This window comes from Enterobacter cloacae complex sp. P38RS (genome assembly GCF_014930775.1).
In the GTDB taxonomy this organism is placed as follows: domain Bacteria; phylum Pseudomonadota; class Gammaproteobacteria; order Enterobacterales; family Enterobacteriaceae; genus Enterobacter; species Enterobacter bugandensis.
Window position 1 is genome coordinate 66,148 of the sequence record NZ_JADBRS010000015.1, and the last position, 11,579, is coordinate 77,726.

Annotated in this window: 10 protein-coding genes; 8 read left to right on the forward strand and 2 right to left on the reverse strand. The window is 58.4% G+C overall.

From position 1 onward, the window contains the following. Positions 1-46: 46 nt before the first annotated feature. Positions 47-1,525 (reverse strand): outer membrane channel protein TolC, encoded by a 1,479-nt coding sequence (gene tolC / locus IM303_RS16905; protein WP_028014444.1) that lies wholly within the window; start codon positions 1,523-1,525, stop codon positions 47-49. 204 nt (positions 1,526-1,729) lie between these two features. Here tolC and nudF point away from each other — a divergent pair, with 204 nt between their 5' ends. The 5 genes from nudF to parE are packed head-to-tail and all read left to right on the forward strand — an operon-like array spanning position 1,730 to position 6,138. Beyond that, complete coding sequence (gene nudF, locus IM303_RS16910) at positions 1,730-2,362, forward strand: ADP-ribose diphosphatase (RefSeq protein ID WP_028014443.1); 633 nt, start codon at positions 1,730-1,732, stop codon at positions 2,360-2,362. Further along, positions 2,359-2,781 carry a DUF1249 family protein gene (locus IM303_RS16915; RefSeq protein ID WP_003862516.1) on the forward strand — a complete coding sequence of 141 codons (423 nt, stop codon included), beginning with the start codon at positions 2,359-2,361 and terminating at the stop codon, positions 2,779-2,781. Before nudF ends, IM303_RS16915 begins: the two co-directional genes overlap by 4 nt. Positions 2,782-2,808: 27 nt before the next feature. Then, a complete protein-coding gene (gene cpdA, locus IM303_RS16920) occupies positions 2,809-3,636 on the forward strand; it encodes a 3',5'-cyclic-AMP phosphodiesterase (protein WP_028014441.1) in 828 nt (275 codons plus the stop codon). After that, the gene (yqiA, locus tag IM303_RS16925; RefSeq protein WP_041908103.1) at positions 3,636-4,217 is read left to right on the forward strand and encodes an esterase YqiA; all 582 of its coding nucleotides are present in this window, start codon (positions 3,636-3,638) and stop codon (positions 4,215-4,217) included. The genes cpdA and yqiA overlap by 1 nt, the downstream gene beginning before the upstream one ends. 28 nt (positions 4,218-4,245) lie before the next feature. Then, positions 4,246-6,138 (forward strand): DNA topoisomerase IV subunit B, encoded by a 1,893-nt coding sequence (gene parE, locus IM303_RS16930; protein ID WP_193360106.1) that lies wholly within the window; start codon positions 4,246-4,248, stop codon positions 6,136-6,138. Positions 6,139-6,221: 83 nt separating this feature from the next. Here the strand turns inward: parE and IM303_RS16935 are convergent, their stop codons facing one another. Then, positions 6,222-8,360, reverse strand: coding sequence for a TonB-dependent siderophore receptor (locus IM303_RS16935; protein WP_193360107.1), 2,139 nt, complete (start codon positions 8,358-8,360; stop codon positions 6,222-6,224). A gap of 384 nt (positions 8,361-8,744) precedes the next feature. On the opposite strand from IM303_RS16935, the gene IM303_RS16940 reads away from it, so the two are divergent. Genes IM303_RS16940 through IM303_RS16950 form a run of 3 tightly spaced genes read left to right on the forward strand, consistent with a single transcriptional unit; the run spans position 8,745 to position 11,574 of the window. Continuing rightward, positions 8,745-9,557, forward strand: coding sequence for an ABC transporter ATP-binding protein (locus tag IM303_RS16940; RefSeq protein WP_193360108.1), 813 nt, complete (start codon positions 8,745-8,747; stop codon positions 9,555-9,557). Continuing rightward, positions 9,554-10,537, forward strand: coding sequence for an iron ABC transporter permease (locus tag IM303_RS16945; RefSeq protein WP_193360109.1), 984 nt, complete (start codon positions 9,554-9,556; stop codon positions 10,535-10,537). Before IM303_RS16940 ends, IM303_RS16945 begins: the two co-directional genes overlap by 4 nt. Further along, a complete protein-coding gene (locus IM303_RS16950; protein ID WP_150145055.1) occupies positions 10,534-11,574 on the forward strand; it encodes an iron ABC transporter permease in 1,041 nt (346 codons plus the stop codon). Before IM303_RS16945 ends, IM303_RS16950 begins: the two co-directional genes overlap by 4 nt. Positions 11,575-11,579 lie beyond the last annotated feature (5 nt).

An 11,579-nucleotide genomic window follows, 5' to 3' on the forward strand; every position in this document is an offset into this window, starting at 1 on the left:
GATTCAGCTGCGCCCTCTCCCGGTGAGAGAGGGCGTGATAACACTCTTAGTTACGGAACGGGTTAGAACCGCTGCTTGCAGGTGCCGTGCTACGCGCGGCCGCTGGCTGTGCGGCAGGGGCGCTGCCGTTAGCGTTGAAGTTATCAACGGCGGCAACCTGCTCCGGGTTCTCCGGCGCAACGCTGTCCGGCGAGGTAGAGACCGGTTTGCCCAGCGCGCTGTTCAGCATCTGCAGGTCTTGCTCGTTCAGCGTACCCAGAGCCTGCTTGATGTTCAGCTGGTTAATCAGGTACTGGTAACGTGCGCTGGAGAGCTGCTGTTTCGCGTTGTAGAGCGTGGTGGTCGCGTCGAGCACGTCAACGATGGTGCGGGTACCAACGGAGTAACCGGCTTCCATCGCGTCCAGTGAGCTCTGTGCAGACACAACGGCCTGTTTATAGGCGTTGATGCTACTGATAGACGCGTTCACGTTGTTGAAGGACGAACGCACGGTCTGCACCACGTTGCGGTGCGCGCTTTCCAGCTGCTCGCTCGCGCCAACAAAGTTGTACTGCGCCTGTTTCACCTGAGAGTTTACCTGACCGCCCTGGTACAGCGGCAGAGAGAAGCTCAGGCCCACTTTGTTCTGACCCATATTGCTGTCGTCATACTGGGCAGAATTGGTTTTAGAGCCGCTGTAGGTCGTGTCAGAAACGCCGGTGGACGCGCTCAGGCTCAGGGTTGGCAGATGGCCGTCCTGCGCCTGACGAATTTGCTCGCGGGCCAGGTCCTGGCTCAGACGCGCCTGCAGCAACGTCAGGTTGCGGTTTTCCGCCTCTTTCAGCAGGGCGTTAACGGCCTGCGGCTTATCCGTTTTGAAGCTGTCGACGTTCAGGGAAGCCAGCTCAGGATAGTAATTCCCGGTGACCTGGCGCAGGGATTCCAGCGCGTTGTCGAGGTTGTTACGCGCGGTCACTTCGTTGGCCAGCACGGTGTCGTACTGTGAACGGGCGTTCTGCACGTCGGTGATCGCCACCAGACCCACGTTGAAGCGCTGGGTGGTTTGATCCAACTGGCGGTAGATCGCCTGTTTCTGCGCTTCGGTGTAGGAGAGCGCGTCAATGGCGCTCAGCACGTTGAAGTACGCGGTGGCAGTATTCAGGATCAGCGTTTGCTGGTCGGTCTGATAGGTCACATCCTGGATGCCCGCGCTCTTTTCCTGCAGGGTCAGGGCGCGCCATTTGGACATATCAAACAGCGTCTGTGTTAATTGCAGTGAGGCGCTGGTAGCATTGGAGTTAACGCCGTTAGCGTCGCGGAAACCGTTGCTGTAGGTATAATCTGCACCTAAACCTAACTGCGGCAGCAGTGGGCTACGCGCTTCGTTAATCTTTTCAAACGCAGCATCACGATCGGCCGCTGATTTACGTAAATCAGGGTTGCCCAGACGTGCCTGCTGGTAGACCTGTAACAGGTTTTCCGCCTGGCTCATTGCACTGAAGCCCGTCAGGCTCAGGCCGATAAGGATGGGGAGCAATTTCTTCATTTGCATTCCTTGTTGTGAAGCAGTATTAGCGCTGATCTAATTAAAAAATAATTGCCGATTCTAACAGAATCATCCACACCAAAAGGTTGGCGTTACGTGCCATCTGGCGGTAATTTGCACCAATCTACCATATAGCCTTACAAACGGCAGCCAAACAGCCTTGAAATTCATAATTTCATCACCATTGCTACCAGGACTCGACTCATGCAAAAACCAGAAAAGTTGCCCGTGACATTCGCCAAAAACGATGTAGAAATTATTGCACGAGAAACGCTTTATAGCGGTTTTTTTTCGATGGATCTTTACCGTTTCAGGCATCGCCTGTTCAACGGTGAAATGAGCGGCGAAATCAGACGTGAAATTTTTGAGCGCGGGCATGCGGCTGTCTTGCTACCCTTTGACCCAGTGCGTGACGAAGTCGTGCTGGTGGAGCAGATCCGCATTGCCGCGTATGACACCAGTGAAAGCCCGTGGCTGCTGGAGATGGTGGCAGGGATGATCGAAGAGGGCGAGTCGGTTGAAGACGTCGCCCGTCGCGAGGCGCTGGAAGAGGCCGGGCTGGTGGTAGGCCGCACAAAACCAGTGTTGAGCTATCTGGCGAGTCCGGGTGGCACCAGCGAACGCTTATCCATTATGGTGGGCGAAGTGGACGCCACGACCGCAGAAGGTATTCACGGTCTGGCTGATGAAAACGAAGATATTCGGGTTCATGTGGTGAGCCGGGAACAGGCTTATCAGTGGGTAGAAGAGGGGAAAATCGACAACGCAGCGTCTGTCATCGCCCTGCAATGGCTGCAGCTGCATTATCAGACATTACGAAACGAGTGGAAAAAATGAAGCGCTATACGCCTGACTTCCCAGAAATGATGCGCCTGTGCGAAACCAATTTCGCACAGCTGCGCCGCCTGCTGCCGAGAAACGACGCACCCGGCGAAACGGTAAGCTATCAGGTGAGCAACGCGCAGTATCGGTTAACGATAACAGAATCAACGCGCTACACTACGCTGGTGGAAATAGAACAAACAGCGCCCAGCATCAGCTACTGGAGCCTGCCGTCAATGACGGTGCGTCTCTATCATGACGCGATGGTCGCTGAAGTGTGTTCAAGTCAGCAGATCTTTCGCTTCAAGGCGCGGTATGATTATCCGAATAAAAAGTTGCATCAACGCGACGAAAAGCATCAAATTAACCAGTTTTTAGCCGACTGGCTAAGATATTGTTTAGCACATGGAGCAATGGCGATTCCGGTTTGTTAGCGTCATAAACCTACCTAAGGACACCATTTGGAAAGCCTGTTGAACCTGACTGTTGCTGGTGGGGCGCCAGTCAGGATATTACAAATCACCGATACCCACCTTTTTGCCGAAAAGCATGAAACTTTGCTGGGGGTTAATACCTGGGAGAGTTATCAGGCGGTACTGAGCGCCATTCACGCTGAACATCGCGACTGCGACCTGATTGTCGCAACGGGCGATCTGGCGCAGGACCAGTCCTCCGCGGCCTACCAGCATTTTGCTGAAGGCATCGCGAGCTTTAGCGTGCCTTGCGTCTGGCTGCCCGGAAACCACGATTTCCAGCCCGCAATGTACAGCTCCCTTCAGGATGCGGGGATTTCTCCGGCGAAGTGCGTATTTGCGGGTGAACAGTGGCAGATCCTGCTGCTGGACAGCCAGGTATTTGGCGTCCCGCACGGTGAATTAAGCGAGTTTCAACTCGACTGGCTGGAGACCAAACTGGCTGCCGAACCTGAACGTCATACGCTGCTGTTGCTCCATCATCATCCGCTGCCGGCAGGCTGTAGCTGGCTGGATCAGCACAGCCTGCGTAACTCCGCGGCGCTGGATAGCGTGCTGGCGAAATACCCGCGCGTGAAACACCTGCTGTGCGGACACATCCATCAGGAACAGGATCTCGACTGGAACGGACGTCGCATGCTGGCGACGCCGTCAACCTGTGTGCAGTTTAAGCCGCACTGCGCCAACTTTACGCTGGATACCATCGCGCCAGGCTGGCGCTGGCTGGAACTGCATGCCGACGGCACGCTGACCACGGAAGTCTGCCGTCTGGCAGGCGCAGAGTTCCGCCCGGATACCGCTTCAGAAGGCTACTGATGTCTACGCTCCTTTATCTGCACGGATTCAACAGCTCGCCGCGCTCCGCAAAAGCGACGCAGTTTCGCCAGTGGCTGAGCGAGCATCACCCCCACGTTGAGATGATTATCCCGCAGCTGCCGCCGTACCCGGCGGAGGCGGCGGAAATGCTCGAATCGATCGTGCTTGAACACGGCGGTGAATCCTTTGGCGTAGTCGGCTCATCGCTGGGCGGGTACTATGCCACCTGGCTCTCACAATGCTTTATGCTGCCCGCCGTTGTGGTTAATCCGGCGGTACGGCCATTTGAGCTGCTGAGGGACTTTCTTGGCGAAAACGAGAACCCCTACACCGGGCAGCAATATGTGCTAGAGTCACGCCATATTTACGATCTCAAAGTTATGCAGGTCGACCCGCTTGAAGCGCCGGATCTCATCTGGCTGCTGCAGCAGACGGGTGATGAAGTGCTGGATTACCGCCAGGCAGTGGCGTATTACGCCTCCTGCCGCCAGACTATAGAAGAGGGCGGAAACCATGCTTTCACGGGCTTTGAGGATCATTTCACCCAGATTGTCGATTTTCTTGGACTGCACAGCCACTGACAATCAATGCGAATTGCTAGTTTAAATCATGACGCAAACCTATAACGCTGATGCCATTGAGGTACTCACCGGGCTTGAGCCGGTTCGCCGCCGCCCGGGGATGTATACCGATACGACGCGCCCGAACCATCTGGGCCAGGAAGTTATTGATAACAGTGTGGACGAAGCGCTGGCGGGCCATGCCAAACGCGTTGACGTCATCCTGCACGCCGATCAGTCGCTGGAGGTCATCGACGACGGTCGCGGCATGCCGGTGGACATCCACCCGGAAGAGGGCGTGCCTGCCGTTGAGCTGATTCTATGCCGTCTGCACGCGGGCGGTAAGTTCTCCAACAAGAACTATCAGTTCTCCGGTGGTCTGCACGGCGTGGGGATTTCCGTGGTGAACGCCCTGTCCAAACGCGTGGAAGTGAACGTCCGTCGCGACGGTCAGGTGTACAACATCGCGTTTGAAAACGGCGAGAAGGTGCAGGACCTGCAGGTTGTCGGCACGTGCGCTAAACGCAACACCGGCACGAGCGTCCACTTCTGGCCTGACGAAAGCTTCTTCGACAGCCCGCGCTTTTCCGTTTCTCGCATGACGCACCTGCTGAAAGCCAAAGCGGTACTGTGCCCGGGCGTGGAAATTACCTTTAAAGATCACGTTAACAACACCGAGCAGACCTGGTGCTACGCCGATGGCCTGAACGACTACCTGTGCGAAGCGGTAAACGGCCTGCCGACGCTGCCGGAAAAACCGTTTGTCGGTAACTTTAGCGGTGATACCGAAGCGGTGGACTGGGCGCTGCTGTGGCTGCCGGAAGGCGGCGAGCTGCTGACGGAAAGCTACGTTAACCTGATCCCAACCATGCTCGGCGGTACCCACGTCAACGGCCTGCGTCAGGGACTGCTGGACGCGATGCGTGAGTTCTGCGAATACCGCAACATACTGCCGCGCGGCGTGAAGCTCTCGGCGGAAGATATCTGGGACCGCTGCGCCTACGTGCTCTCCGTGAAGATGCAGGATCCGCAGTTTGCCGGTCAGACCAAAGAACGTCTGTCATCGCGCCAGTGCGCGGCGTTCGTCTCCGGCGTGGTGAAAGATGCGTTTACCCTGTGGCTGAACCAGAACGTTCAGGCGGCTGAGATGCTGGCTGAAATGGCCATCTCCAGCGCCCAGCGTCGTCTGCGTGCCGCGAAGAAAGTGGTGCGTAAAAAGCTGACCAGCGGCCCTGCGCTGCCGGGCAAGCTGGCGGACTGCACCGCGCAGGATCTCAACCGCACCGAGCTGTTCCTCGTGGAAGGGGATTCGGCGGGTGGGTCGGCCAAACAGGCGCGCGATCGTGAATATCAGGCGATCATGCCACTCAAGGGTAAGATCCTGAACACCTGGGAAGTCTCTTCAGACGAAGTGCTGGCCTCGCAGGAAGTGCACGACATCTCCGTTGCGATCGGCATCGATCCGGACAGCGAGGATCTGAGCCAGCTGCGCTACGGCAAGATCTGCATTCTCGCGGATGCGGACTCCGATGGTCTGCACATCGCCACGCTGCTGTGCGCGCTGTTTGTGAAGCACTTCCGCACGCTGGTGAAAAACGGTCACGTCCACGTGGCGCTGCCGCCGCTCTACCGTATCGACCTCGGCAAAGAGGTTTACTACGCGCTGACGGAAGAAGAGAAGGCGGGCGTGCTGGAGCAGCTTAAGCGTAAGAAGGGCAAACCAAATGTGCAGCGCTTTAAAGGGCTGGGCGAAATGAACCCGATGCAGCTGCGCGAAACGACGCTGGATCCGAACACGCGCCGCCTGGTGCAGCTGACGATCAGCGACGAAGACGAACAGCAAACCAACGCCGTGATGGATATGCTCCTCGCCAAGAAACGTTCGGAAGACCGACGTAACTGGCTGCAGGAGAAAGGGGATATGGCGGATATTGAGGCCTGATGCCCTCACCCTAACCCTCTCCCACAGGGAGAGGGAATGGATCGTAGGCCCGGTAAGCATTAGCGCCACCGGGCTTTTTTACATCAAAACTCCATCTTCACCGTAAACTGCACTTCGCGCGGGTCGCCAATCTGGTTGCCCAGGTTGTTGGTCGCAATCGACGACGTGTAGTAGGTCTTATCAAACAGGTTCTTCACGTTCACCTGCAGCGTCACCGGATACTGCAGCTTCATCTTATACGCCGCAAACGCATCCGCCACGAAATAGCCCGGCAGATAATAATCCGCGCCGTTGGTCGCCGAGCGGCGGCTTACGCCGTGCCCGCCGCCGCCGAGCGTCAGGGTATTCCCGGCAAACGCATTATGAATATCGTACGTCAGGAAGAGTGAGCCGGTGTGGCGCGGCACGTTCGGCAGCGGTTTGCCCGCGTAGTCCGGGTCTTCAAGCACCTTCGCGTCGGTATAGCCGTAGCTGGCGATAATATTGGTGTTCTCGGTCAGTGACCCGGCAAGATCCACCTCCACGCCCTGAGAGCGCACGCGGCCCGCGGTTTTGGCGATGGTTTCGCCCCCAATGCTTTCGGTATACAGCACGTTGCGCTTGTGAATATCAAACAGCGCGATATTGGCGGTAATGCCGTCGAACAGATCGAACTTTGCGCCTACTTCGTACGCGTTTGAGGTTTCCGGCGGCAGGTCGCCAATGTAGCTCGCAATGGACGACTGCGGCATAAACGTCTGCGAATAGTTGGCAAACAGCGAGACTGCTGGCGTCAGTTTGTAAACCAGCCCCAGCTTCGGCGTCCACTGCTCGTCGCGGCTATCGGTATTGACGTTAAACGGACGACCTTTGCCCGCGTACTGAGTGTAATACTGGTAGCGCAGCCCGGCGACGGCGATCCATTTATCCGTCAGGTACAGGGCATCCTGGGCGTAGGCCGAGTAGCTCTCCTGCTTGAGCGTCTGGTCGCTGTCAGCGGCGGAGACGGTTGTACACTCGTCGAGTTTGCCGTAAACCGGATTATAGATATTGAAACCTTTGACGTTCTTACAGCGCATCATGTCCGTGCGCAGCAGATCGTAATTTTCATACGACACGCCGGTGAGGATCTCATTATAAAAGCCCGCGATATCCACGTTGCCCTGCAGATCCGCACGGGTGCTGTGCATGCGCTGGGTCGAGCCCTGGGTTGCATCCACCCGGCGGGTCAGGGTGCCGGTTTTTGAATCGTAGGCCATGACGCGGGCCTGGTTGTCGCTGTATTTATCCTGGCTGTAGCTGTAGTCGAATCTCGCGGTCCACTGGCTGTTGAGGCGATACTCCGCGTTAAGCTGAGCGAGATCGGACTGCCCGTCGGTCACGTTGAAGGGCTCGTCAAAGCGGGTTTTGCGATCGACGTCGACGGCCTTTTTAGTGTTGAGATCGAAGATCGTTCCGCGATCGAACGGCGTCTTATAGTCGCGATGCGAATAGAGCACGGTCACGGTGGCATCGTCGCCGAACCAGGTCAGCGACGGGGCGATAAATGTGCTGCGTTCGTTGCCGAAGTTGCGCCAGTAATCCTCGTCCTGATACTCGCCCGTGAGGCGATACGCCAGGCGCGTGCCCTCAATCGGACCGGTGACATCGACCTGTCCGGTGCCCCTGCCAAAGCTGGAAGAGGTGGCAGAAATCGAGCCACCGAAGATTTTCTCCGGGCGCTTCGTGACGACGTTAATCAGGCCGCCCGGATCGAGAATGCCGTACAGCGTTGAGGCCGGGCCTTTCAGCACTTCCACGCGTTCGGTTGCGGCGTTAAAGCTGCGCGGCAGCACGGTGCGCAGGCCGTTGGTCATGATCGAGCCGTCGCGGTTTGCGCCAAACCCGCGGCGCACGAAGGCATCCTGCGTACCGCCCAGGGTGTTGGTCTGCACCACGTTGCTGACGTTATAGAGCGCTTCATCGAGCGTGGTGGCGTGCTGATCCGCCAGCACCTTATCGCTGACGGTATTCACCACCTGCGGGATATCCAGCATCGGCATGTTGGTCAGCGTGGCGGTGGAGGTATTCAGCGGCTGGTAGCCGTTGGTGACCTCCGCCGTAGCATTTGGATCGGCGGTGACGGTAAGCGTTTCGCCGTCTTTAGCCGTGGTGTCTGCTGCCTGCGACAGCGGCGCCATAAACAGCAGTGAAAAGAGCGCGCGCCCTTTTATCCCAGAGAGTGAAGGTGTGAACGTAGCCATTACAACTGTTATCCCAAAATATCCGTGAAGGTGCTTTACGGAAGAACCTGTGAGTCATTGCCCTTTATGGTCTGCCCGTTAGCCAGAACTGGCATCGAACATGTAATTGAGAATCATTCAATCATGCGGAAATGTAGTAGTAAATGAAAAAAGCTAAAAATCGGCTACATCTCTGAAACGTAACGGAAAAGCACAGAGGTAATCAATTAATCAATTGAAAATTAACTCTTTATTGTTTTACCGGCCAGTGTAGTAGCACACCGTTACCCCTGGTTTTTTCAGGGTGTTTCTTCCCTTGACTACTACATGGCGCGGCCTCAAACTCTCAAAAGAGAATGATTTTTATTTATATTTGTTTCCCTTTTTTATTACATTGGCATGCACGTGGCTCACAACACGACAAAACCGGGTCTGGTTCTGGAGAATCTTTCTGCCGGTTATCAGAAAAAAATCATCGTTGATGATATTTCCCTTGCGATCCCCCAGCAGAAAATCACCGTTCTGGTGGGGGCGAACGGCTGCGGAAAATCCACGCTGCTGAGTACCATCGCGCGTTTGCTTCAGCCGCTTGGCGGCGCGGCGGTTCTCGACGGCAAGGCGATCCACGCGCAGCCGACGAAAGCCGTCGCCCGCCAGCTTGGCATCCTGCCACAGTCTCCGCTGCTGCCGGAAGGGTTAACCGTTTTTGAACTGGTCTCGCGCGGGCGTTTTCCCTGGCAGAACGTTATGCGCCAGTGGAGCGACGAGGACGAGCAGGCGGTGGAGGAGGCCCTGCGCCTGACCGGCACGGCCGAGTTTGCCCACATGCCCGTCGAAAGCCTGTCCGGCGGCCAGCGTCAGCGCTGCTGGATCGCCATGGCGCTGGCGCAGCAAACGCCCTATATCCTGCTGGATGAACCCACCACGTTCCTCGATCTCCGCTACCAGGTGGAGATCCTCGAACTGCTGCATACGCTGACGCGCGAGCACGGACGTACCGTGGTGGTGGTGCTGCACGATCTCAACTTCGCCGTGAGCTACGGCGATTCGCTGGTCTTTTTACGCCAGGGAAAAGTCGAGGGCGTACTGTATGAAGGGGACGCCTGCACGCCGGAGCTGATTAAAGCGGTGTTTGATGTCGACGTGCATATGTCCATCAATCCGCTGACCGGTAAACCGTTCTTTATGCCGTTTCGCCAGGTCGCAAAACAGCCATGATGCGCACCTCTCTGGCTTTCCTGATGTTCGCCCTGCTGCTTGCAACCGGCGCGATTGCCCATCTGGGGATCGGCGCCCGCTTTATCGCCCCGCAAACGGTGGTGGAGGCCATCCTCCACTTCGATCCGCGCAATTTCGACCATAACATCATCATCAAGCTCAGACTGCTGCGCCTCTGCGCCGCGATGGTGGCGGGGGCCGCGCTCGGTGTGGCGGGCGTGCTGCTGCAATCCACGATCCGCAACCCGCTCGGCGAACCGCATATTCTGGGGCTCAACGCCGGGGCGGCGCTGGCGGTGGTGCTGACGAGCGCGCTGGGGATGACGCTGCCGTTTGGGCGCCCGCTGATTGCCGCCGCCGGAGCCGCGGCGCTGTTTCTGCTGGTGCTCACGTTCTCCTCGTCCGGACGCACCGGGCTTACGCCGATGAAGGTCACGCTGTGCGGCGTGGCGATGTCGGCGTTTGCCTCGTCGATTACCGCCACGGTGCTCATCCTCGATGAACAGACGCTGCTCGCCATGCGCACCTGGCTGGCGGGGGATTTAGCGGGGGTCAGCGGTGAAACGATTGCCGCTGCCCTGTGGGTGGCTGGCGTGGGCTTTGCGCTGGTGCTCTGGCTGTCGCCCTCGCTCAACATGCTGGCGCTGGGCGACAGAATGGCGCAGGGGCTTGGCGTATCGCTGCTGAAAACGCGGCTGCTTGCCCTGATGGCTATCGCGCTGCTCTGCGGTGCGGCAGTCTCCCTCGCCGGGCCGATCGGTTTTATCGGGCTCGTGGTGCCTCAGCTCGTTCGCCGTCTGGTGTCGGTCGATCTGCGCGTGATGGTGCCGCTGTCCGCCCTGTGCGGGGCGCTGGTTCTGCTGCTGGCGGATATCGCTGCCCGCACGCTGTTTTCGCCCTGGGAGCTGGCAACCGGCATCATGACCGCGCTGGTTGGCGCCCCGGTCTTTATCTTCATGGCCTCGAGGATGTTTAAATGAACCGCGCCGGACTGCGTGCGCTACGCGTTGGCACCTTCTCGGCGCTGGTCCGCCCAAAGGCGCTGGTATGTCTGGTCATCCTGACGCTGGCCGCCTGCCTGCTGACGGGGTTTGGCCTGACGCACGGCTCTCTGCCCATCCCCACTTCCGCCATCGGGCGCGCGCTGTTTTATCCAGAAACCCTGACGTCAGAGACGCGCTACATCGTGATGGATATCCGCCTGCCGCGCCTGCTGATGGCGGCGCTGTGCGGTGGGATGCTCGGCATGGCGGGGGCGGCAATGCAGTCCATTACCCGCAATGGCCTGGCCGATCCGGGGCTTATCGGGGTGAAAGAGGGCTGTAGCGCGGCGGTATTGCTGCTGATATTTCAGTTCCCGGCGCTAGGCCTGGCCTGGCGGCCGCTGGTTGGCATGGCCGGGGGGCTGCTCACCGCGCTGCTGGTGGTGGCCCTGGCGCGCGATATCTCACGTCCGCGATTCATCCTGATCGGCATCGGCGTGTCGTGGGTCTTTGCCGCCGCAATGGGCGTTTTTATGACCACGGCGGACGTGCGCGACGTGCAGACGGCGATGCTGTGGCTGGCGGGCAGCCTCCACGCGGCAAACTGGACGCTGGTCTGCATTGCCGCAGCCTGGGCGCTTCCGGCGTTTGCGCTGCTGCTGTTTACCGCCCGCGCTGCGGACGTGGCGCTGCTTGGTAACCACACCGCAGCGGGCCTTGGCGTGCGCACAAACCGGCTGGCGCTTCTAAGGGTTCTCGCCCCGGTAGTGCTGACGGCAGCCTGCGTCTCCTGCGTGGGCAGCATTGGTTTTGTCGGGCTGATTGCGCCGCACATGGCGCGCCTGCTGCTCCGCGGCGGGCAAACGGCGCTCCTGACGGGTAGCGCCGTGCTGGGGGCGCTGCTGGTGCTACTGGCGGATAACGTCGGGCGGCTGGCATTCCTCCCGCTGCAGCTGCCGGCGGGAATTGTGATTTCACTGATTGGCGGACCGTTTTTCCTGCTGCTGCTCTGGCAGCGTCGGGACAGATTTTAGGGGAT

What these genes read in the sequence shown, in the direction of transcription:
- nudF (WP_028014443.1), top strand. Translation starts at nt 1,730, where the DNA reads ATGCAAAAACCAGAAAAGTTGCCCGTGACATTCGCCAAAAACGATGTA.
- IM303_RS16950 (WP_150145055.1), top strand. Translation starts at nt 10,534, where the DNA reads ATGAACCGCGCCGGACTGCGTGCGCTACGCGTTGGCACCTTCTCGGCG.
- yqiA (WP_041908103.1), top strand. Translation starts at nt 3,636, where the DNA reads ATGTCTACGCTCCTTTATCTGCACGGATTCAACAGCTCGCCGCGCTCC.
- IM303_RS16935 (WP_193360107.1), bottom strand. Translation starts at nt 8,360, where the DNA reads ATGGCTACGTTCACACCTTCACTCTCTGGGATAAAAGGGCGCGCGCTC.
- IM303_RS16915 (WP_003862516.1), top strand. Translation starts at nt 2,359, where the DNA reads ATGAAGCGCTATACGCCTGACTTCCCAGAAATGATGCGCCTGTGCGAA.
- tolC (WP_028014444.1), bottom strand. Translation starts at nt 1,525, where the DNA reads ATGAAGAAATTGCTCCCCATCCTTATCGGCCTGAGCCTGACGGGCTTC.
- parE (WP_193360106.1), top strand. Translation starts at nt 4,246, where the DNA reads ATGACGCAAACCTATAACGCTGATGCCATTGAGGTACTCACCGGGCTT.
- IM303_RS16945 (WP_193360109.1), top strand. Translation starts at nt 9,554, where the DNA reads ATGATGCGCACCTCTCTGGCTTTCCTGATGTTCGCCCTGCTGCTTGCA.